Consider the following 22,147-nt stretch of genomic DNA (forward strand, 5'->3'; position numbering starts at 1 on the left):
ACAGGGGAGGAGATTTCAGCCCGTCATTGCGAGCGAAGCGACGCAATCCAGGGCCGCACGTCCAGACGCTCTAGATGGCCGCGTCGCTTCGCTCCTCGCCACGACGGGACTTACCCCGCCAGCGCCTTCTTCAGCAGGTCGTTCACCACCGCCGGGTTCGCCTTGCCGCCCATCGCCTTCATCGTCTGGCCGACGAAGAAGCCGAACAGCGCTTCCTTGCCCGCGCGATACTGGCCCAGCTGGTTGGGGTTCTTCTCCAGAACCTCGGCGATCACCGCCTCGATCGCTCCGGTGTCGCTGGTCTGCTTGAGGCCGCGCTCCTCGACGATCTTCGACGGACCATCGCCCGTCTCCAGCATGATCTCGAACACCTGCTTGGAAAGGCTCCCCGACAGCGTGCCGTCGGCGACCAGCGCCAGCAGTTCGGCCGCCTGGGCCGGGCTGACCGGGCTCTCGGTGATATCCTTGCCCAGCCGGTTGAGCGCGCCAAACAGCTCGGCCGCGACCCAGTTCGCCGCCTGCGCGGGCTTGGCGCTGGTGCCCTCCAGAGCCTCCAGCAGCGCGTCGAACCAGCGCGCCGTCTCGACCTCGGCGGTCAGCACGCCCGCATTATAAGCGGTCAGGCCCAGCGCCTCATAGCGACGACGCTTGGCGTCGGGCAGTTCGGGCAGGCTGGCGCGGCATTCCTCGACGAACGCGTCGGTCAGCTCCAGCGGCAGCAGGTCGGGATCGGGGAAGTAGCGGTAATCATGCGCATCCTCCTTCGACCGCATCGAGCGCGTGGTGCCGCTCTCGACGTTGAACAGGCGGGTTTCCTGGACGATCTTGCCGCCATCCTCCAGCACCGCGACCTGGCGCTTGGCCTCATATTCGATCGCGGCCATCACGAAGCGGACCGAGTTGACGTTCTTCGTCTCGGTACGCGTGCCGAACTCGTCGCCGACTTTACGGACCGATACGTTCACGTCGGCGCGCATCGAGCCTTCTTCCATATTGCCGTCGCAAGACCCGACATAGCGCAGGATGGCGCGTAGCTTGCGTAAGTAAGCCCCTGCTTCGGCGGGCGAGCGCATGTCGGGGCGGCTGACGATCTCCATCAGCGCCACGCCCGAGCGGTTGAGATCGACATAGGAGCGCGTCGGATGCTGATCGTGCATCAGCTTGCCCGCATCCTGCTCGACATGGATACGCTCGACACCGATCGACTTGGTCGGGCCGTCGGGGTTCTTCTCGTCCAGGCTGATCTCGATCGCGCCCTCGCCCACCAGGGGGTGGTAGAGCTGGCTGATCTGATAGCCCTGGGGCAGATCGGCGTAGAAGTAATTCTTCCGGTCGAAGCGCGACCATTTGTTGATCTGCGCGTCGATCGCCATGCCGGTGCGCACCGCCTGGCGGATGCACTCCATATTGGGCACAGGGAGCATCCCCGGCATCGCGGCGTCGACCAGCGAGACCTGGGTGTTGGGCTCCGCGCCGAACGCGGTCGCCGCGCCGGAGAACAGCTTGGCGTTGGAGGTGACCTGGGCATGGACTTCCAGGCCGATCACGACCTCCCATTCTCCGCTCGCGCCCTGGATGCGATATTCGCTCATGTTCGATCTCGATGATGAAGATAGTTGATCGCCGTCAGGACGGCGTTGCTGCCCAGCAGGGCGACGATCCAGCAGGTCGACAGGATGCGCAGGACCGACGTCTCGAAACCGAGATGCCGCGCCTCCCGCAACCCAATATAGGCCGCGCCCGCGCCCAGCACGAGGAACAGGATGCCCAGCCGCACCTCGCCGCGCAGGATCACGCTATTGCCCACGCACAGGCACAGGATGAACCCCGCCACGCCCAGGAAGAACCGCGCCAGCGTGTGATGGTCGAAGGGCTGGCTTTCCATATGGCTGAGCGACACGCCGACATAGGCGCTGAGGATCGCCCCGAACGCGACGTTCAGGGCGCCCTGTGCTTCCCGCAACACCGCGATGTTGCGGGCCGTGAAGGCGCGGTCGCTTACCACCAGGCCTGCGGACGGGCGGTGAAGCCCGCGCGCTGTTCGATGGCGAGCCCGGCGTTCAGCACCCCCTGCTCGTCCAGTGGCTTGCCGATGATCTGGAGGCCGAGCGGCAGCCCGTCCTTGTCCAGCCCGCCCGGCACCGACATGGCGGGCAGCCCCGCCAGCGAGGCGGGCACCGTGAACACGTCGTTGAGATACATGGCCAGCGGATCGGCCTGCTTCTCGCCCAGCGCGAACGCCGCCGACGGCGCGGTCGGGGTGAGGAGCACGTCACATTCACCGAACGCCCGCTCGAAATCGCGCGCGATCAGCGTGCGGACCTTCTGTGCCTGGGTGTAATAGGCGTCATAGAAGCCCGCCGACAGCACATAGGTCCCGATCAGGATACGGCGCTTGACCTCGTCACCGAAGCCAGCGGCGCGGGTCGCGGCATACATGTCCTGAAGACCGGCGCCTTCGGGCAACTCGCGCAGGCCGTAGCGCACGCCGTCATAGCGGGCGAGGTTGGACGACGCCTCGGCCGGCGCGATGATGTAATAGGCCGGAAGCGCATACTTCGTGTGCGGCAGCGAGACCTCGACGATCTCTGCGCCTGCATCACGCATCCACGCGATGCCCTGCTGCCACAGCGCCTCGATCTCGGCGGGCATGCCGTCGACGCGGTATTCCTTCGGCACACCGACGCGTCTGCCCTTCAGGTCCGCCGACAGCGCGGCTTCCCAGTTCGGTACGTCGAGCTTCAGCGAAGTGGCATCCTTGGCATCGAAGCCCGCCATCGCTTCCAGCATGATCGCGCAGTCGCGCACGTCGCGCGCCATCGGCCCCGCCTGGTCGAGCGAGGAAGCGAAGGCGATCGTGCCCCAGCGCGAACAGCGGCCATAGGTCGGCTTGATGCCCGAAATACCGGTAAAGGCGGCGGGCTGGCGGATCGAGCCGCCAGTGTCGGTGCCCGTCGCGCCCGGAGCAAGGCCAGCCGACACCGCCGTCGACGACCCGCCCGACGAACCGCCGGGGGCGAGCGGGGCGGTGTCGTTCGGGCGACGCCAGGGCGAGACGACATTGCCGAACGCGCTGGTCTCGTTGGACGAGCCCATGGCGAACTGGTCGAGGTTCAGCTTGCCGAGCATGCCCGCGCCCGCGTTCCACAGATTCTGCGAAACCGTCGATTCGTAGGGCGGCACGAAGCCTTCGAGGATCTTGCTGGCGGCGGTGGTCGCGACGCCCTTGGTCGCGAACAGGTCCTTCATGCCGATCGGCACGCCCGCCAGCGGCTTGAGGGTTTCACCCGCCGCGCGCGCCGCGTCGGCCGCATCGGCGGCGGCGAGCGCGTGCTCCGGGGTTTCGACCAGAAAGGCGTTGAGCGCCCGCGCGCCCGCGACCTTGGCGTTGAAAGCTTCGGCGACTTCGCGCGCCTTGAACTGGCCGTCGCGCACGCCGTCGCGGATGGCGGCGATGCCGAGTGTGGTCAGGTCGGTCATTATTCGATCACCTTGGGCACCGTGAAGAAGCCATGTTCGGCCTGCGGCGCATTCTGCATGAGGAGGTCGCGGATGCCGCCGTCATTGACGACGTCGTCGCGCAGGCGAAGCTGGTTGGGGATCACCGCCGTCATCGGCTCGACGCCTTGGGTATCGACCTCACCTAGCTGCTCGATCCAGCCCAGGATATTGCCGAGTTCGGGGGCGAGGCGCGTCGCGTCCTCCTCGGTGATCGCGATGCGGGCGAGGCTCGCGATCTTCTTCACGGTTGCGGTATCTACGGACATGGATTTGCGGCTAGCATCGCCGCGCGGCTTCGCGCAACGCTTTTGCCATGTCGGCGATTGCAATGGGGGCAAGCGGGGCGTCGGGATATGCAGTTGCGGCGGGGCGTCTCCTGCTGCAGTGCACAACGGAGTGATGATGTGGCGCGCAAATTCCTGTATGTCGTGGCGGCGCTCATCGTGCTGACCATCGCGGCGGCCTTTGCCTATCGGTTGTTCGGCAACCAGCTTCTCCGCTGGTCGACGGTCCCGTCCGAGTCGTTTCAGGCGCAGGCGGCAACGGCGGCGGACGCGTATAAGGATCGCAAGATGTGGCTGGCGCGGCCCGACATGCCGGGCAATCCAGCTCTGTGGGTCCCGACCGGCTATGAGCCGGGCAAGCCGGGCAAGCCGGGCGGCGGCGCGGCGGTCTTCTTCATCCACCCGACCTCCTATATCAGCAAGGCGCATTGGAACGCCCCGCTCGACGATCCCGAGACCAATGGTCGCGCCGAGCTGTTCCTGCGCGGACAGGCGAGCGCCTTCAACGGATCGGGCGATATCTGGGCGCCGCGCTATCGCCAGGCCACCTTCGGCGCGTTCCTGACCAGCATGGCGGACGCCGAACGCGCGCTGGACTTGGCCTACCGGGATGTCGATGCCGCCTTCACGGCGTTCCTGGCGCAGGTCGATCCCAACCGCCCCTTGATCCTCGCGGGGCATAGCCAGGGCGCACTGCACCTGTCGCGCCTGTTGACCGACCGGGTGGCCAAGACGCCCGCGCTCCAGCGGCGGATCGTTGCGGCCTATATCGTCGGCTGGCCGATCTCGATGACCGCCGACCTGCCCGCCATGGGATTGCCCGCCTGTGAGCGCGCCGACCAGACGGGTTGCGTGCTTAGCTGGCAGAGTTTCGGTGAGCCCGCCGACCCGTCGCTGATCCTCGACGTCTTCGACCAGACCAACGGCTATACCGGCGCGCCCCGCAAGGATACGGCGATGCTGTGCACCAATCCGCTGACCGGCACGCCGGGCGTCGCTGCGCCCGCCACCGCCAATCTCGGCACGCTCTACCCCTCCGCCGATCTCCAGACCGCCGCCATCGTCGCGACGCGAGTGCCCGCCAAATGCGACGGACGCGGTATCTTGACCATCGGCGAGGGGCCAAGCGTCGGCCCCTATGTCCTGCCCGGCAACAATTACCACGTATACGACTATAGCCTGTTCTGGGCGAATGTCCGCGCCGATGCGGATCGCCGTTTGAAAGCCTTTCGATGAGCCTGATCACCACCGACCGTAGCGCGTTTCGCGATGCCCTGCCCTCTGGCGGACGACTGATCGGGCTGGATGTCGGCACCAAGACGATCGGCACCGCACTGTGTGACGCCGGGTGGAGCTTCGCCAGCCCGGCCACGCTCGTTCGCCGCACCAAGTTCACCAAGGACAAGGAAGCCCTGATCGCGATGATCGCGCAGCAGGGCGTCAAGGGTCTCGTCATCGGCCTGCCGCTCAATCTCGACGGCAGCGAAAGCCCGCGCTCGCAATCGACCCGCGCCTTTGCCCGCAACTGCGCCGACCTTGGCCCCATATTGCTCTGGGACGAGCGCTGGTCGACCGTCGCCGTCGAGCGCACGATGATCGAGCAGGATATGAGCCGCGCCAAACGCGCCGAGCGGATCGACAACCTTGCCGCCGCGCATATCCTGCAAGCCGCGATCGATGCCCTGGTGATGGCCTGATCGCCGCCGCTGCTCGACCGACGGCAAATCGACCATCATTGTATAATATGTAATATATTGGTCTTCTTCCGGTCGCCCCTTTGTCACGCTGCGTCCCTACCGGCTCCCCTCCATTCCAACACCCGTGGGGGGCCATTAAATGCAATCGTTTTCATTAGTGTTTCGTGCGGCTTTGCTGCTGGGGTCCGCGACGCTCGCCATGCCTGCCCTGGCGCAGCAATCGGCCACCGATCCACGCCCCAGCGAGGAGAGCACCAATCGCGACCAGATCGTCGTGACGGCGACGCGTACCACCCGCTCCTCGGTCGAGCTGGGTGCGGCGGAAATCCAGAAGGTGCTGCCCGGCGCCAACCCGGTGAAGGCGATCCAGACCCTGCCGGGCGTGCAGTTCGAAACCGCCGATCCCTGGGGCAATAACGAGCAGAACATCTCGCTGTTCGTCCATGGTTTCAACCAGAACCAGCTCGGCTTCACCATGGACGGCGTGCCGCTGGGCGACCAGTCCTATGGCAATTACAACGGCCTGACGCCGCAGCGCGCAGTGATCAGCGAGAATGTCGCGCGCGTCCGCCTGACCGCCGGCGCCGCCGATCTCGGCACCGCCTCGGCCAGCAATCTGGGCGGCGGAATCGAGACCTATTCGAGCGATCCGGCCGCAACCATGGGCGTCCGCTTCGCCCAGACGCTGGGCAGCTATGACGCGAGCCGCACCTATCTGCGCATCGACAGCGGCGAAGTCGAGGGCCTGGGCGGCACCAATAGCGGCTATCTCTCGGTCGTCCGGCAAAAGGCTCGCGCCTGGGAATTCAACGCCCGCCAGGGCGGGTGGCAGGGCAATGCCAAGTTCGTCCACAAGGGCGAGAACGGCACGTTGACCGGCTATTTCAACATTTCCGACAAGGCCGAACCCAATCAGGATTCGGTCGCGCACAATGCCGGCGGCCTGGAGCCCTATTATCGCTCGCTGCTCTATCCGAACTGGCAGGCCGCCCTCGCCTATGTCGACGCCAATGGCGCGCCGCCGGCGAACAACCCCAACAACTATATGAACTATTTCGGCGACGCGCAGCGCACCGACTATCTGGGCTATATCAAGTACGAGCATCGCTTCGGCGATGCGCTGACCTGGTCGAACCAGGTCTATTATCATCATGACGAGGGTCAGGGGCAGATCACGGGCCCGATCGCGGCCGCCGGCCTGCCGGGCCTGTTCCGCATCTATTATCCGGGCCAGAATCTGAAGCAGGTGTTCGGCGGATCGGGCTATGCGCTGCGCACCACCGAATATGGCATCGACCGTAAAGGTCTGATCTCGACGCTCGCCATCCATGCGGGCGATCACGAAATCGAGTTGGGCGGTTGGTACGAGCATAATCGCAACACCATCTTCCGCCGCTGGTATGCCGCGCCGATCGACAACCCGCCCTCGCCCTATGAATGGGCCGATCCCGCCAAGCGCCGCCTGACTCAATATGCCGCGATCACGAAATACGACCTGATCCAGACGCATGTGCAGGATCGCTGGCACGTCACGCCGACGGTCACGGTCGAGGCCGGGTTCAAATCCAGCCTGCAATTCGCCGATGGCCGCGTGCCGACCCAGCCGCTGCCCGGCGCTTTGCCCGGCACCTCGACCGGCTATCCCGAAGGGCGGCTGAACACCAAGAAATGGTTCCTGCCGGCGGTGGGCGCGATCTGGGACATCACCGCCGACGACCAGCTGTTCGGCCATATCCAGAAGAATGTCCGCCAGTTCCAGGCCTCGGTCGCGGCCGGCCTGTCCCCCTTCGCGGTCGGCAGCCAGCAGGCCTTCGACCAGATCAAGGCCAATACCTCACCCGAAACCTCCTGGACCTATGAGGCGGGCCTGCGTTCGCGCCATGCGCTCGACCTCGGCCCGCTGACCGCGATCGAAGGACAGATCAGCGCCTATCATGTCGATTTCGACAACCGCCTGCTTCAGATCAGCGCGACGCCGGTCATCGCCTCGGTCATCGGCGGCGTGTCGATCCTTCAGAATGTCGGCCGCGTGCGGACCAACGGCGTCGATGCCGCCGCGACGCTGCGCTTCGGCCCGCATCTGTCGATCTACAACGCGCTGTCCTACAACAGCTCGAAATATCGCGACAATTATGTCAGCGGGACCAACACCATCCTGACGGCGGGCAAATATGTGCCCAACACCGCCAAATGGCTGAACAAGACGGTCGTCACGATCAATGACGGTCCGTTCGAGATTCAGGCGATCGGCGACTATGTCGGCCCGCGCTTCGCCACCTACACCAACGATCAGTCGATCGGCGGGCGCTATCTGCTCAATCTCCAGGCCGGCTACAACCTGCCCGCGATTGCCGGCCTGCCCGTCAAGGACCTGAAGCTGTCGGTCAACGTCACCAACGTGACCAACCGCAAGGGGATTTACGAACTGGTCGTCGGCGCCGCCGCCAAGACCTGGAACAGCTATGCGCAGCCGCCGCGGATGGGCTTCATCACGCTGTCGGGCGCGTTCTGACGAACGCCGCGTGCCGGATCGGGAAGCCCAGCGCTCCCGGTCCGGCGCATCGGCTTGCCGCATGGCAAGAGGTGCGGCAGACCGACAGGCGATGACCCCGGATCGCCGCTCCAGCCCGTCGCCACGCCGCCTCTTGCCCGGCATGCCGTCCATCATCACGGGCGTGATGCTGGCGATCGTCATCGTCTCGCTAGTGGCGGCCATGTCCTGGGCGATGCGATTGCGCGGGCCGTGGTATGACGAATTCTATACGCTCTATGTCACGCGGCCCGACATTCCCCTCTCTCATGCGTTCGATCGCTGGCTGGCCGACAACCATCCGCCGCTCTTCTATGCGCTGGTCCGCGCGACCGCCAAGCTGGGATCGACGGTCGAGGAGCGGCGGGTCGTCAACCTGATCCTGTTCGCGGGGACCGCCATCCAGCTCGCTTGGTGGCTGATCCCGCAGGGGCTGCGTCGGACCGGCTGGGTCTTCGCGATCGCACTGGCCAGCGCGTGGCCGGCGATCGATCGGGCGACGGAGTTGCGTTCCAATTATCTCGCCTTTGCGGCCGCAGCGGTGGCCGCGGCCGCGCTGATCGGTTTCGATCGGGGGCACCGCGCGCATCGCCGGGCGGAATGGGTGATGCTGACGCTGGCGCTGCTCGTCGCGCTCAACGTGCACCTCGCGACGAGCATGATCGTCGGCGGGCTGGTCGCCGCGATGGTATTGCGGCGCTTGGTCGCGCGCGACTGGCAGGCGGCATCCCGCTTGTTGGGCGCCGCGACGCTGGCGGCGATCCCGATGCTGCTCCACCTCGGCCTGTCCTTCGGACGGATCGAGGCCAATACGCGCAGTTTCTGGATTCAGGGCAGTTTCAACAGCGCGCGCTGGGCTATCCAGACCGAGATCGTGCGCAACCTGTCCGCCAACCCGCCGATCACGATCCTGGCGGGAATCGGTTTCGGGATGCTGGCCTATCGCAGTTGGCGTGACCGCCGACTGGTGGCGCATGCCGATCTGGCGGGGACATTGGCGCTCGGATTGGTGCTGGGCTGTGCGGCGATGATCGCCATCCATTTGTGGCGCCCCTTCATCATCGACCGTTATCTGGTAGCACTGCATCCGGCCTTGGCGATGATCCTCGCGCTGGGTGCGGCGGCGCTGCTCGATCGCGTGCGGCCGTGGTTCGCCGTGGCCCTGGCCGCGCTGATGACCTTTTCGGCCGTGACCGCGATCCATCTCAATCTGGGCCGCACCTTGGCGCGGCCGAGTTGGTACGGCACCGGCCAAGCGATCGCCACCATCCGGCGAAACTGCCCCACCACGAGTGCCCATGTCGACCTGAACGGCAACCGCCCCGTCCTGATCTCCCCGCCGAGCGAGAACCAGGCGGTCCTTCCCTTCGCCTATCGCATGGTCGCGGCGCATTTCGGCTTTCCGCTCGCGGCCGCCGGGGATCGCACCATGCCCCGCGACTGCCCGACGCTCTTCTGGACCGAGCATGTCGCGGGCGAGTCGGTGACTACGGAAGGTCTCGTGTCCCCGCTGCGGGCCGCTGGCTTTCCGATCGGCCGTGCCCAATTGATGCGGATCGGCGATGGGCATGTGCTGGTAACCTGGCCGACCGGCTAACCGCCCCGCCTGCCGAACCGCCCTTGCCGAACGCCGTCCCGGCCGCTACCCGGCGGCTTTAATGCAGACCTCGGATCATCGCCCCGGCACGCTCATTCAGGGTGGCGCCGTTTTTCCGCACCGGCATCTGACCGGTATCGACGGCCTTCAACCGCATGAGATCATGTTCCTGCTCGACGAGGCGGAACATTGGCTCGATCGTGGCGCGACCGACACGCCGGACACGCGGCTGGCGGGCCTCACCCAGATCAACGCGTTCTTCGAGAACTCGACCCGGACTTTGCTGTCCTTCGAGATCGCGGGGAAACGCCTGGGCGCCGATGTGGTCAACATGCATGCTGCCCAGTCGAGCGTGAAGAAGGGCGAGACGCTGATCGACACGGCGATGACGCTGAACGCGATGCGCGCTGATGTGATCGTGATCCGCCACATGGCGAGCGGCGCGGTACGCCTGATCGCCGACAAGGTCGACTGCCCGGTGCTGAACGCGGGCGACGGGCGGCATGAGCATCCGACGCAAGCGCTGCTCGACATGCTGACCATCCGCCGCCGCCGGGGCAGCGTGGCGGGGCAGAAGGTCGTGATCTGCGGCGACATCCTGCACAGCCGCGTCGCGCGCTCGGACATTCTCGCCCTCACCGCGCTCGCCGCCGAGGTGCGGGTGTGTGCCCCTTCGACGCTGATGCCCAAGGGGATCGAGCGCATGTTCGTCACCCCCTTCACCGATTTTGACGAAGCGATCGAGGATGCCGATGTCGTCATGATGCTGCGCGTCCAGAACGAGCGGATGGCGGGCGGCTATATCCCCTCCACCCGCGAATATCGGATGCGCTACGGCCTGACCGCCGAGCGGCTCAAGCGCGCCAAGCCCGGTGCGCTGGTCATGCATCCCGGCCCGATGAACCGAGGCGTCGAGATCGACTCGGAGGTGGCGGACGGCCCGCAATCGGCGATCACTGAACAGGTGGCAATGGGCGTCGCTGTGCGCATGGCATGCCTGGACGTGCTGACCCGTCGGGCCCGCAAGCTGGAGGGCTGGGCATGAGCGTCACCGCCTTCACCAATGCCACGCTGATCTGCCCGGTCGGCGGTGAGATCAAGGGCCAGACCCTGCTGGTCGAGAACGGCGTCATCACCGGCACCGGCGACGCTCCCGAGGGTGCGACCGTCATCGACTGTGGCGGCAAGACGCTGGCGCCGGGCATCGTCGATCTCGGTGTGTTCAAGGTCGACCACGCCGCCTTCCGCGCCGGGGGTATCGTTCGGATCGGGTTGATGCCCGACCAGTCGCCGGTGCTCGACGATCCGGGCGTCGTCCAGCGTGCCGCGCTGATCGGTCGGCCGGACCTGTGGATCCACCCGATCGCGGCGGCCACCCGCTCGCTGGCGGGGACCGATCTGGCCGAGATGGCGGTCTGCGTCTCGGCAGGCGCGAAGGCGGTCGGCACCGGGCGCGGCTGGATCGCCGATTCGGGGGTGATGCACCGCGTGCTCGCTTATGCCGGCGATCTGGGCCTCACCGTCATAGCCCATGCCGAGGACGGTGGCCTCGCCGCCGATGGGGTCGCGACTGAGGGCGAGACGGCAAGCCGTCTGGGCCTGCCCTCCGCTCCCGCCATTGCCGAGTCGCTCGCCATCGCGCGCGACCTGATGCTGGCGGAGGAGACGGGCGCGAAGCTCCATATCCGACAGGTGACGACGGCGGCGGGCTTCGACCTGATCCGCGCGGCCAAGCGTCGGGGGGTGAAGGTGACCTGCGGGATCACGCCCGCGCATCTCCATCTTTCCGATATCGCGGTCACCGATTTCCGGACCTTCGCCCGCTTCTCTCCCCCTCTCCGGGACGAGAGCGACCGGCAAGCGGCTTTGGCCGCGGTCGCGGACGGGACGGTCGATGTCATCGGCTCCGGCCACGACCCGCACGGGCCCGAGGCCAAGCGCCTGCCCTTCGTCGATGCCGAAGCGGGCATGGCTGGCGCGGAAACGCTGCTGCCGCTCGCGCTGATGCTGGTGCGCGACGAGCGGATCACCCTGTCCCAACTGTTCGCGCTGCTGGCGAGCAATCCGGCCAAGGTGCTGGGTCTCGACACGGGCACGCTGGAGCCAGGCAAGCCCGCCGACCTGATGCTGTTCGATGCCGACACGCCATGGATGGTGTCGGGCGACGCCTTCGCCTCGGCTGGGAATACGCCGTTCGATGGCTTCCCGGTTCAGGGCCGCGCAAAGCGCTTATGGAAGGGCGGTCGGGAGATTTTATACCCCTTTACTTCCCAGCAAACGCCGCCCCCACGCTTCAATTAAAAAGGCCTCCCCAAGACATCTTGGGGAGGCCCTTTTACTTAGCCGCGACGCGGACCGCGCGGGCCGCCCTGCGTCGGGCGCGGCGAATAGCGGCGCGGGCCGCCGGGACCGCCGGCCGGACGACCGCCCATCGGACGACCACCGCCCGGCCCACCGCGACGCGGGCCGCCATTCGATGCGCCACCGGCGGGGGGGCCATCGGCCTGCTCGATCGCGATATCGTCCTCGGCATGATCCGCCTCGGTCCGCTTCAGCGCGGCGACGAAGCGCGACGCCAGCGCGGTCGGCACCTCGAACAGCGTCTCGTTCGGCTGGATGCGGATCGCGCCGATCTCGTTGCGGGTGATGTGCCCGCGACGGCAGATCAGCGGCAGCAGCCAGCGCGGATCGGCATTCTGGCGGCGGCCGACGCTCATCCGGAACCAGACGGTGTCGTCGAAGCCCTCGCGACGCTCCCGCGGCGGCGGTGCATCGCCCTCGACCAGTTCCTCGGCCTGGGGCAGCGCGGCGCGGTGCGCGCGGACCAAAGCGGCGGCGATGTCCTCGGCCGACTTCTCGGCGAGCAGGCGCGTCGCCAGTTCGCGATCGGCCTCGTCCACCTCGACGGGGGCGAGCAATGCGGTCAGCAACCGCTCGCGATCCTGTTCGCGAATTTCCTCCAGCGTCGGCGCACGACGCCATTCGGCATCGATTCGCGCACCGCGCAGCATCCCCTCGACGCGGCGACGGCGCGGATAGGGGACGATCAGGATCGCGGTACCCTTGCGGCCCGCGCGACCGGTGCGGCCCGAGCGGTGCTGGAGCGCTTCGGCATCGCGCGGGATTTCGACATGGATGACGAGCGTCAGTCCCGGCAAGTCGATCCCGCGCGCCGCGACGTCGGTCGCGACGCAGACACGGGCGCGGCCGTCACGCAGCGCTTGCAGCGCATGGTTACGCTCATTCTGCGAATGCTCACCCGACAGCGCCACGGCCGAGAAGCCGCGCTCGACCAGACTGGCGTGCAGGTGGCGGACATTGTCGCGGGTCGCGCAGAACAGGATCGCAACCTCGGCCTCGTGCAGGCGCAGCAGGTTGACCACCGCCGCCTCGATATCGGCGGGGGCGACCGTCACCACCTGATAGGCGATGTCGGCATGGCCCTTATCCTCGCTGATCGTCTCGATCCGCTTGGCATTGGTCTGGTAGCGCTTGGCGAGCTGCACGATCGGGCGCGGCATGGTCGCCGAGAACAGGAGCGTGCGGCGCTCGGTCGGCGTCGCATCGAGAATCTGTTCCAGATCCTCGCGGAAACCCATGTCGAGCATCTCGTCCGCCTCGTCGAGCACGACGAACTTCAGCGACGACAGGTCGAGCGCACCGCGCTCGAGGTGATCGCGCAGACGACCCGGCGTGCCGACGACGATATGCGCGCCGTGGTTGAGCGCGCGACGCTCACGCGAGGCGTCCATGCCGCCGACACAGGTGGCGATGCGCGCGCGGGCGCCGGCATAGAGCCATTCGAGCTCACGGCTGACCTGCAGCGCCAGTTCGCGGGTCGGGGCGATGACCAGCGCCATCGGCGCGCCGGCCGGGGGCAGATGATCCGCGCCCTGAAGCAGCTCGCTCGCCATAGCGAGGCCGAAGGCGACGGTCTTACCCGAACCGGTCTGGGCGGAGACGATCAGGTCGCGGCCCTGCGCATCATCCTCGATGACGGCGGCCTGGACGGGGGTCGGCGCGGCATAGCCACGCGCGGAAAGGGCTGCCGACAGGACCGGCGGCAAAGCAGAAAAAGGCATGGGGACTCCAACAGAAAAAGGAGCGCGTACCGCCGAACCAAGGGACCCATCCCACTCGGTTGGCGGATACACCCATGCGGCACGGGTGAATGTGTAGCGTTCCGTGAAAGCGTGGGCCTATACACGATGTCGGGAAAAACTCAAGCCATCGCCGCCGGCGCTTGCGGCGAAGCGATGGGCCCGTCATGGAGCCGCGCCATGTCCCCATGCGTTGATCCCCGATGAGTGTCGCCTTTCGCCGCGAATCCGATGAGGAGCATCTCGAACCCAAATTCGAGCTGCCGATCCCGCCCGGCCCCAATCTGGTCACGCCGCGCGGGGCCGAGCTGACCCGCGCCAAGGTCGCCGAGGTCGAGGCGGCTCTGGCGGCTGCAACCGAGGAAGAAGATCGAACGCGGCTCCAGCGCGAATTGCGCTATTGGAACACCCGCGCCGCCACCGCCGAACTGGCGCCCGCCCCGGCGGAGGATGAGGTGGGGATCGGCAGCGTGGTGACGATCCGTCTCAACGGCCAGACGAAGGCGCTGACCATCGTCGGCCATGACGAGGCCGATCCGTCGCAGGACCGCATCGCCTATGCCGCGCCATTGGCGCGCGCGCTGATGGGCGCGATGGCCGGGGAAATGGTCGCGTTCGGCGGGAAGGCCGATGCCGTGGAGATTCTGGACGTCTCACAGCCCACCTGATCGTCCTCGATATTCTTGCCAATCCCCCCTAAAGCCCGCCCATGCAATCCTATGACGCGATCATCCTCGGCGCGGGCGCGGCGGGGCTCATGGCGGCGGCGACCGCCGGACAGCGGGGACGGCGCGTCCTGGTCGTCGATCATGCCGACGCGCCGGGGAAGAAGATCCTGATTTCCGGCGGCGGGCGGTGCAATTTCACTAATATCGGCACCGCACCCGATCACTTCCTGTCGGCCAATCCGCATTTCGCCAAGTCGGCGCTGGGCCGTTACACGGCTGCCGACTTTCTGGCGCTGGTCGAGGCGTATGGTATCGCCTGGCATGAGAAGACGCTGGGGCAGCTCTTCTGCGACGGCTCGGCCAAGCAGATCGTCGGCATGCTGCTCGACGAGTGCGACCGCGCGGCGCGTTCGGGTGGGCAGGTCGATATCGCGCTCGGCGCTCCCTTGGACGAGGTCGCGCATGACGGCACCGCGTTCCGCATCACCCGGCGCGGCGAGGCGGCTACCGCCCCCTGCCTGATCGTCGCGACCGGCGGCCCGAGCATCCCCAAAATGGGGGCGACCGGCTATGCCTATGACCTCGCACGCCAGTTCGGCCTGAAGGTGGTCGAGCCGCGCCCGGCCTTGGTTCCGCTGACGCTGGGCGGTGAGGAAACGCTGTTCCGTTCGCTCTCCGGCGTGGCCTCCGAGGTGGTCGCGCGCGCGGGCAAGACCCGGTTTCGCGAGGCGGCGCTGTTCACCCATCGCGGGCTGTCGGGCCCGGCGATCCTGCAAGTATCGTCCTATTGGCGGCATGGCGAGGCGATCGGGATCGATTTCACCCCCGACGCCGCGTCCGACTGGCTGATCGCCGCCAAGCACGCACAACCACGCCTTTCCCCGCGCCGCGCGCTGGGTCAGCATCTGCCCGACCGACTGGCCGAGACGCTGGCGGAGCGACTGGCCCTGCCCGCCGAACTCGGGGCCGCGACCGACAAGCTGCTGGCGGCGGCGCAGGCGCGCCTCGCCGACTGGTCCTTCCACCCCAATGGCAGCGAGGGCTATGCCAAGGCCGAAGTGACGGTCGGCGGCGTATCGACCGCCGGCCTGTCCTCCCGCACGATGGAGGCCAAGACGGTGCCGGGCCTATATTTCGTCGGCGAGGCGGTGGATGTCACCGGCTGGCTCGGCGGCTATAATTTCCAATGGGCCTGGGCGAGCGGCCGCGCGGCGGGCGAAGCCGTCTAGAAGGTCACAGCGCGGCGAGGCCGATTCCCGGCCGTGCCCAATGCACCACCTGGTCCCCGGCCCGCTGACGCACGAAGCAGGCGCCGCCGGCTTTGCGATAACGCTCGCACAACGTATCCGCCTGCGACCGGGTCAACCCGCCGACCGACAGGCGGTACAGATCGCCCTCGGGTCGGCGCAACGTCGCGCTCGACGGAGCATAGCCCGACAGGCCGGCAAATTGGCGGGTCAGCAGCGCCCAAGCCTTTTGCGCACCCGCTTCATTGGCGAAGGCACCGATCTGGACATTCCAGTCGCCCTGTGGCGCCACCGCCCGGCGTTCCTCGACCCGGCGCAGCAGGGCGGGCGTCGTGACCAGGGCAGGCGCCATCCGCGCCACCCGCGACGTCTCGCTCGCCATCATCGGCAGCGGCTGCACCACCGCCTGTCGCGCGGCAAAGACGATCGCGGGGGCCTGCGCCACCGAAGCCGGGTTCTGCGGGAAGGCCGGCTCGGTCGATGGGGCGACGGGTTCCTCGGCCGGCTGCGAACCGACCACCGCCACCGGCGGCGCGGCGTTCAGGGCCAGCGTCAGCGGCTGCCCCGTATCCACCGCCCGCCGCACGCCCAACAGCCCCGCTACCTGATCGGCCGGGCTGGTGGCGCTGGTGAAGGCCGCCCATTCCTGCATCCGCTGCTCGACATCGGCCGGCGCCATGTCTGCCGACGCCGCCATGCGCGCCATGTCCCATTGCCCCGCCAGTGCCAGCGCCAGCGCCAGATTCTGCCGCGTCTTGGGGCTGGCCTCCGGCTCGCGCGCCGCGGCGGAGAGGATCTTCACGCCCTCGCCCGTTCCGCCGGCCAGTGCCATGGCCAGGCCGAGGTCCGTCGCCGGGATATGATCCGCATGACGGCCGAGCACCGCCCGTGCGGCCTCTCCATCACCACCGGCGATCAGCGCCAGCGACAGATTGAGCGCGGCACGTCCGTCCGTGGGGTCGAGTTCCAATGTCTCGGCAAAGGCCTGTCGCGCAGAGGCGAAACGCCCGGCCTGAAGGTAGCTCTGCCCCAGAAGCGCGCGATAATCCGCCCGATGCGGTTCGGCCGCCACCAGTCGCTCGGCGAACGCGACCGCGCCGGCACCGTCGCGCTGCGTCAGGATACGCCGGGTCTGCTGGGCGAGCGCGGCGGTGCCCCGATCCCTCCCCGCCGCACCGATACCGTCCAGAGACCCGGCCGCGCGGCGATCGACGGCGGCGCAGCCGGTCAGCGCGCCACCCAGCATCAGGGCGCTGACGCTACAGGTGATAAGAGTGCGGATCGTCGTCATGGTCTCACCGGGTTCGAGCGTGGTGGGAAGGAATGCCATGCACGCGCAGCGACACGGCAAAGCGGCGCTTTCCCGGTCGCGATGCCCGCGGCAGATATGGCGGATGGTGCATGGCCCTTTCCCCGATCGCCAACCACGCTAGCCGAGGCCTTCTAAGGAAAAGTTAAGTCGTCTGGGGCATAGCCGTCCGGCTTTACCATGACCCGTCGCCGGGGCATGGATGGGCCGGTAACCTGTTGAGGGATGAAGGATGATGCGCAGCTTCCCACGGATGGGCACAGGGCTGATCGCGCTGGCGGCATGTCTGGTCGCGGTGCCGGCGCTGGCCGATGTGAAGGCCGGCGTCGATGCCTGGGCACAGGGCGATTATCGCAAGGCGGTGGAGGAATGGCGTCCCGCCGCGATCGCCGGCGATGCCGATGCGCAGTTCAACCTGGGCCAGGCCTATAAGCTGGGGCGCGGCGTGCCGCTCGATCCGACGCTCGCCGAAAGCTGGTTCCGCAAGGCCGCTAATCAGGGGCATCTTCAGGCGGCCGACAATTATGGCCTGGCGCTGTTTCAGTCGGGCAAGCGCGCCGAGGCCTTGCCCTGGTTGGAAAAGTCGGTGACGCGCGGCGAGCCGCGCGCGCAGCTCGTGCTGGGCACCATGTTGTTCAACGGCGACGGCGTCACCCGCGACTATCCGCGTGCCTATGCGCTGATGACCCTGGCCTCGCAGAACGGGCTGAAGGCGGCGTCGGAGACGCTGGCGCAGATGGACCAATATATCACCCCGGCCGATCGGCAGAAGGGCACCCAGCTCGCGCAGCAATATGCCGCGCGCGCCGCGACGATGCCTGCGCCGGCCGCCCTGCCCCCCGGTCAGCCCCGGCGGATCGTCGACAATCGCGGCTCGATGGCAGCCCCATCGGGGCCGGTCCAGTCGGTGCCGGTGCCCGCTTCACGCCCCGCCACGGCGGGCGCCAGCTATACCGCACCGAGCGAAGAGCGCCCGGCCGCCGCGCCGCCACGCCCGGCCACCCCGGCGCGCGTCGCCGCCAAGCCGCAGCCCAAGGCCAAGCCACAGGCTCCGACCAGCGGCCCCTGGCGGATTCAGCTCGGCGCATTCCGGGATCGTAGCAATGCCAGCACCCTGTGGCAGAAGGTGCGCGGACGCCTGGGTGGTGCGCAGCCCTTCTATGTCGCGGCGGGCGGCGTCACCCGACTCCAGGCCGGCGGCTATGCCAATCGCGCCGAGGCCCAGTCGGCCTGTTCGCGCTCAGGCCAACCCTGCGTGGTGGTCGCGCCCTGAGCTCATGCCTCCCATGCTGTGCTTGCGGAACCAGGCGCAGCATGGTGGAGGAGCATCGCCATCGGCGATGGCGGGTGACTTCATACGGCCAGTTACACCTCCGTCAGGCCTTCGACCTGCCTCTTTCCGGGAGATCGGTGCAAAACCCGCCCCACCATCCCGGCGAAGGCCGGGATCCAGTTGGGTGGACGCCGGTAAGCCGCTCCTATCGTTACGCAACTGGCCCCCGGCCTTCGCCGGGGTGAAGCGCATTCAAGCCGTTACCCAGTCGGTCCGGGCAATGCCCTGGGCATAAAGAAGCGCCGTCAGGTCGTTATAATCCACCCGCGCCGCCGCGGCGCCCGCGACGATCGGCTTGGCCCGGTACGCCACGCCCAGCCCAGCGCGGCGGATCATCGCCAAGTCGTTGGCGCCATCACCCACCGCCAGACTGGCCGAGGCATCGAGCCCCAGATCGGCCAGCGCTTCGACCAGTGTCTTCTCCTTGGTATCCGATCCGACAATGGGCTTGCGCACCGTGCCGGTCAGCTTGCCGTGCGCGATCTCCAGATAATTGGCGATGGCGCGGTCGAAGCCGATCTCGGCAGCGACCGGCTCGGCGAAGCGGGTGAAGCCACCCGACACCAAGATCGCGCAACCGCCACGCGCCTTCATCGTGCGGATAAGCGTCCGCGCACCCGCCATCAGCGTCACCCGCTCGGCCAGACACTGCTCGATGACGCTTTCGTCGAGCCCCTCGAGCAGCGCAACCCGCGCATCGAGCGCGGCGGCGAAGTCCAGTTCGCCGCGCATCGCGCGTTCGGTCACTTCGGCGACCTGCTCCTTGATCCCGGCATAGTCGGCCAGTTCGTCGATGCACTCGACGGTGATCATGGTCGAATCCATATCGGCGACTAGCAACCGCTTCTCGCGCCCTTCGCTGGGCTGGACGACGACATCGGTGGCATCGAACTGCCCCTCCAGCGCCGCGCGCGCCGCCAGCGGATCGCCGTCAAAGTCGAGATCGACGGCCCAGCCACGATCGATCCAGCGCGTTGCGCCCACCGTGAGGCCGGCGCTTGCCAGTTTCGTCGCGGCGGCCGTCAAATCCGCATCGGCCAGCCGGCCCGTGGCTGCTATCAGCGTTGCCGTGAACATCAAGGCTCCCTCTTTCCCGTCCGCTTTGCCGAAGGTCGCGCTCATCGCAGGGCCGACCGCCAGCGGCAAGTCCGCATTGGCGCTCGATCTGGCCAAGGCCACTGGCGGCACGATCATCAATGCCGATTCGGCGCAGGTGTATCGCGACCTGTCGATCCTCACCGCCCGCCCCTCGCCCGAAGAAGTAACACAGGCGCCGCACCGGCTGTTCGGCCATGTCGATGCGGCGGACACCGGTTACTCGGCGGCGCGCTGGGCGGCGGAAGCACGCGCCGCGATCGAGGACAGCGTGGCGGCGGGGTCGCTGCCGATCCTGGTTGGCGGCACCGGCCTTTATATGCGCACCCTGCTCGACGGCATCGCGCCGGTGCCCGACATCGACCCGGCGATCCGCGCCGAGGTCCGCGCGCTGCCGGTTGCCGAGGCGCATGCCGCCCTCTCCCGCAAAGATCCGCAGGCGGCCGCCCGGCTCAACGCCGCCGACACCACCCGTGTCGCCCGCGCTTTGGAGGTGGTTCGCTCGACCGGCCGCCCCCTGCACCAATGGCAGGCGCATAAAGAAGGCGGGATCGGCGAGCGCATCGCGCTGTCCGCTGTCATCCTCTTGCCCGACCGCGACTGGCTGAACGCGCGGATCGACACGCGCTTCGGCGAGATGCTGGACGAAGGACTGGACGAAGCCGCCACACTTCTGGCCCGCCCCGACCTGCCCGCCGACGCCCCGATCCGCCGTGCGATCGGCGTTCCCGAAGCGGCGGCGCTGCTGGAAGGTCGGATGACCCGCGCCGAGGCCGAGGCCGCCGGGGCGCTCGCCACAAGACGTTACGCCAAAAGGCAATATACCTGGTTCCGCCATCAGCCGGGCCCCGGCTGGACCGCGATTTCCGACATCGACGCCGATGTGCGCCGCAGCACAATCGAAACATTATTGCGCAATTGACGGTTGACGCGCACTTTTTAAACCGGTAGCCGCGCCTTTCCCGACAAGCCCCGACACAGGGGCACGGACGCAGAAGGACGAAGACGATGACCGAGAAAAGCGGAGCCGATATCCTGGTCGAGGCGCTGTGCGATCTCGGCGTGGAGGTCGTCTTCGGCTATCCGGGTGGTGCGGTGCTGCCGATCTATGACGCCATGTTCCGGTCGAAGCGCATCCGCCACATTCTCGTCCGCCACGAACAGGCGGCGACTCATGCGGCGGAAGGCTATGCCCGCTCGACCGGCAAGCCCGGCGTGGTGCTCGTCACCTCCGGCCCCGGCGCGACCAACGCGGTCACCGGCATCACCGACGCGCTGCTCGATTCGATTCCGATGGTGGTCATCACCGGCCAGGTGCCGACCGCGCTGATCGGCACCGACGCGTTCCAGGAAGCCGATACGGTCGGCATCACGCGCCATTGCTCCAAGCATAATTATCTGGTGAAGGACCCCGCGCGTCTGGGCGAGGTGGTGCATGAGGCGTTCCACATCGCGACCTCGGGCCGCCCCGGCCCGGTCGTGATCGACATCCCGAAGGACGTGCAGGTCGCCACCGCCCGCTATCAGAAGCCCGGTCCGATCCGTCACAAGACCTATCGCCCGCAGGTGAAGGCCGACCAAGCCCAAATCGAGCAGCTGGTCGACATGCTGGCGGCCGCCGAACGCCCGATCCTCTATACCGGCGGCGGCATCATCAATTCGGGTCCGGCCGCGTCGCAGCTGCTGCGTGAACTGGCCCGCATCACCGGCGCGCCCGTCACCTCGACCCTGATGGGCTTGGGCGCCTTCCCGGCCAGCGACCCGCAATGGCTGGGCATGCTGGGCATGCACGGCACCTATGAAGCCAATATGGCGATGAACCAGGCCGACCTCGTGGTCGCGCTGGGCAGCCGCTTCGACGACCGCGTGACCGGACGGCTGGACGCGTTCAGTCCCAACAGCCGCAAGGTCCATGTCGATATCGACCGGTCGAGCGTGAACAAGAATGTCCGCGTCGACCTGGCCATCATCGCCGATGTCGGCCACGCGCTGGAGGATGCGGTGCGCATCTGGAAGTCGCGCCAGCATCCCAAGCCCGACACCACCGAGTGGCAGCGCCGCATTGCGGGCTGGCGCGCGGTCGGCTGCCTCTCCTTCCCCGAGGCGGGCGACGCGATCATGCCGCAGCGCGCGATCCGTGCGCTGTACGACGCGACCAAGGCGCGCCAGCCGATCATCACCACCGAGGTGGGCCAGCACCAGATGTGGGCCGCGCAGCATTTCGGCTTCGAAAAGCCCAACAAGTGGCTAACGAGTGGTGGCCTCGGCACCATGGGTTACGGCCTGCCCGCCGCGATCGGTGCGCAACTCGGCAATCCGGGGGCGCTGGTGATCGATATCGCGGGCGAAGCCTCGATCCAGATGAACATCCAGGAACTGGCGACGGCGACCCAGTACCGCCTGCCGGTCAAGATTTTCATCCTGAACAACGAATATATGGGCATGGTCCGCCAGTGGCAGGAACTGACCTATGAGAGCCGCTATGCCGAAAGCTATTCGGACTCGCTGCCCGATTTCGTGAAGCTGGGCGAGGCCTATGGCTGGAAGGGCATATTGATCGAGCATCGCGATCAGCTGGAGGACGGCATCGCCGCGATGCTGGACCATGACGGGCCGGTGATCGTCGACTGCCGCGTCGCCAAGCTCGCCAATTGCTTCCCGATGATCCCGAGCGGTGCGGCCCATACCGACATGATCCTGCAGGCCAATGAGGTATCGGGCACCATGGACGACGAGGCCAAGGCGCTCGTCTGATCCGGCATCAGCCGATAGCCTGAACAGCATGA

At 67.3% G+C, this 22,147-nt stretch carries 18 protein-coding genes; 11 read left to right on the forward strand and 7 right to left on the reverse strand.

Features of this window, described 5'->3' with window-relative positions; translation table 11 throughout:
* Positions 1–110: 110 nt before the first annotated feature.
* Genes gatB through gatC form a run of 4 tightly spaced genes read right to left on the reverse strand, consistent with a single transcriptional unit; the run spans position 111 to position 3,767 of the window.
* Positions 111–1,592 carry an Asp-tRNA(Asn)/Glu-tRNA(Gln) amidotransferase subunit GatB gene (gene gatB / locus SP6_RS16575; protein WP_007405032.1) on the reverse strand — a complete coding sequence of 494 codons (1,482 nt, stop codon included), beginning with the start codon at positions 1,590–1,592 and terminating at the stop codon, positions 111–113.
* Positions 1,589–2,005, reverse strand: a complete 417-nt coding sequence (locus SP6_RS16580) for a hypothetical protein (protein WP_007405060.1) — start codon at positions 2,003–2,005, stop codon at positions 1,589–1,591. The genes gatB and SP6_RS16580 overlap by 4 nt, the downstream gene beginning before the upstream one ends.
* The gene (gatA, locus tag SP6_RS16585; RefSeq protein WP_007405155.1) at positions 1,999–3,480 is read right to left on the reverse strand and encodes an Asp-tRNA(Asn)/Glu-tRNA(Gln) amidotransferase subunit GatA; all 1,482 of its coding nucleotides are present in this window, start codon (positions 3,478–3,480) and stop codon (positions 1,999–2,001) included. The genes SP6_RS16580 and gatA overlap by 7 nt, the downstream gene beginning before the upstream one ends.
* On the reverse strand, positions 3,480–3,767 hold the full coding sequence (gene gatC / locus SP6_RS16590) for an Asp-tRNA(Asn)/Glu-tRNA(Gln) amidotransferase subunit GatC (RefSeq protein WP_037568622.1): 288 nt from the start codon (positions 3,765–3,767) through the stop codon (positions 3,480–3,482). Before gatC ends, gatA begins: the two co-directional genes overlap by 1 nt.
* A gap of 138 nt (positions 3,768–3,905) precedes the next feature.
* On the opposite strand from gatC, the gene SP6_RS16595 reads away from it, so the two are divergent.
* The 6 genes from SP6_RS16595 to SP6_RS16620 all read left to right on the forward strand — a co-directional run bounded on the left by SP6_RS16595 (position 3,906) and on the right by SP6_RS16620 (position 11,910).
* Positions 3,906–5,021, forward strand: a complete 1,116-nt coding sequence (locus tag SP6_RS16595; RefSeq protein ID WP_007405092.1) for a DUF3089 domain-containing protein — start codon at positions 3,906–3,908, stop codon at positions 5,019–5,021.
* Positions 5,018–5,482, forward strand: coding sequence for a Holliday junction resolvase RuvX (gene ruvX, locus SP6_RS16600; protein WP_007405093.1), 465 nt, complete (start codon positions 5,018–5,020; stop codon positions 5,480–5,482). Before SP6_RS16595 ends, ruvX begins: the two co-directional genes overlap by 4 nt.
* Before the next feature lie 157 nt (positions 5,483–5,639).
* Positions 5,640–7,994, forward strand: a complete 2,355-nt coding sequence (locus SP6_RS16605; RefSeq protein ID WP_007405066.1) for a TonB-dependent receptor — start codon at positions 5,640–5,642, stop codon at positions 7,992–7,994.
* Between the two features lie 61 nt (positions 7,995–8,055).
* Positions 8,056–9,609: a hypothetical protein gene (locus SP6_RS16610; protein WP_007405162.1), complete on the forward strand. Its 1,554-nt coding sequence runs from the start codon at positions 8,056–8,058 to the stop codon at positions 9,607–9,609.
* 61 nt (positions 9,610–9,670) lie between these two features.
* A complete protein-coding gene (locus SP6_RS16615; RefSeq protein ID WP_007405051.1) occupies positions 9,671–10,654 on the forward strand; it encodes an aspartate carbamoyltransferase catalytic subunit in 984 nt (327 codons plus the stop codon).
* Complete coding sequence (locus SP6_RS16620; RefSeq protein WP_007405107.1) at positions 10,651–11,910, forward strand: dihydroorotase; 1,260 nt, start codon at positions 10,651–10,653, stop codon at positions 11,908–11,910. Before SP6_RS16615 ends, SP6_RS16620 begins: the two co-directional genes overlap by 4 nt.
* Before the next feature lie 38 nt (positions 11,911–11,948).
* Here the strand turns inward: SP6_RS16620 and SP6_RS16625 are convergent, their stop codons facing one another.
* Positions 11,949–13,691, reverse strand: coding sequence for a DEAD/DEAH box helicase (locus SP6_RS16625; protein WP_007405103.1), 1,743 nt, complete (start codon positions 13,689–13,691; stop codon positions 11,949–11,951).
* A gap of 221 nt (positions 13,692–13,912) precedes the next feature.
* Here SP6_RS16625 and SP6_RS16630 point away from each other — a divergent pair, with 221 nt between their 5' ends.
* A complete protein-coding gene (locus tag SP6_RS16630; protein WP_007405169.1) occupies positions 13,913–14,377 on the forward strand; it encodes a GreA/GreB family elongation factor in 465 nt (154 codons plus the stop codon).
* A 41-nt stretch (positions 14,378–14,418) separates the two neighbouring features.
* Positions 14,419–15,606 (forward strand): BaiN/RdsA family NAD(P)/FAD-dependent oxidoreductase, encoded by a 1,188-nt coding sequence (locus tag SP6_RS16635; RefSeq protein ID WP_007405075.1) that lies wholly within the window; start codon positions 14,419–14,421, stop codon positions 15,604–15,606.
* A gap of 4 nt (positions 15,607–15,610) precedes the next feature.
* Here SP6_RS16635 and SP6_RS16640 read toward each other — a convergent pair whose 3' ends face one another.
* Positions 15,611–16,954, reverse strand: coding sequence for an SPOR domain-containing protein (locus tag SP6_RS16640; RefSeq protein WP_007405046.1), 1,344 nt, complete (start codon positions 16,952–16,954; stop codon positions 15,611–15,613).
* A 214-nt stretch (positions 16,955–17,168) separates the two neighbouring features.
* On the opposite strand from SP6_RS16640, the gene SP6_RS16645 reads away from it, so the two are divergent.
* Entirely contained in the window at positions 17,169–18,206 is a 1,038-nt protein-coding gene (locus SP6_RS16645) for an SPOR domain-containing protein (RefSeq protein ID WP_007405034.1), read from the forward strand.
* Positions 18,207–18,458: 252 nt separating this feature from the next.
* On the opposite strand, the gene serB is transcribed toward SP6_RS16645, so the two are convergent.
* Positions 18,459–19,343 carry a phosphoserine phosphatase SerB gene (gene serB / locus SP6_RS16650; protein WP_007405172.1) on the reverse strand — a complete coding sequence of 295 codons (885 nt, stop codon included), beginning with the start codon at positions 19,341–19,343 and terminating at the stop codon, positions 18,459–18,461.
* On the opposite strand from serB, the gene miaA reads away from it, so the two are divergent.
* Complete coding sequence (gene miaA / locus SP6_RS16655; RefSeq protein ID WP_007405187.1) at positions 19,336–20,283, forward strand: tRNA (adenosine(37)-N6)-dimethylallyltransferase MiaA; 948 nt, start codon at positions 19,336–19,338, stop codon at positions 20,281–20,283. The two genes, serB and miaA, sit on opposite strands and share 8 nt — an antisense overlap.
* Before the next feature lie 86 nt (positions 20,284–20,369).
* The gene (locus tag SP6_RS16660) at positions 20,370–22,115 is read left to right on the forward strand and encodes an acetolactate synthase 3 large subunit (protein ID WP_007405118.1); all 1,746 of its coding nucleotides are present in this window, start codon (positions 20,370–20,372) and stop codon (positions 22,113–22,115) included.
* The last annotated feature ends 32 nt before the right edge of the window (positions 22,116–22,147 follow it).

It is taken from the genome of Sphingomonas paucimobilis NBRC 13935, from assembly GCF_000739895.2.
GTDB classification, from domain to species: domain Bacteria; phylum Pseudomonadota; class Alphaproteobacteria; order Sphingomonadales; family Sphingomonadaceae; genus Sphingomonas; species Sphingomonas paucimobilis.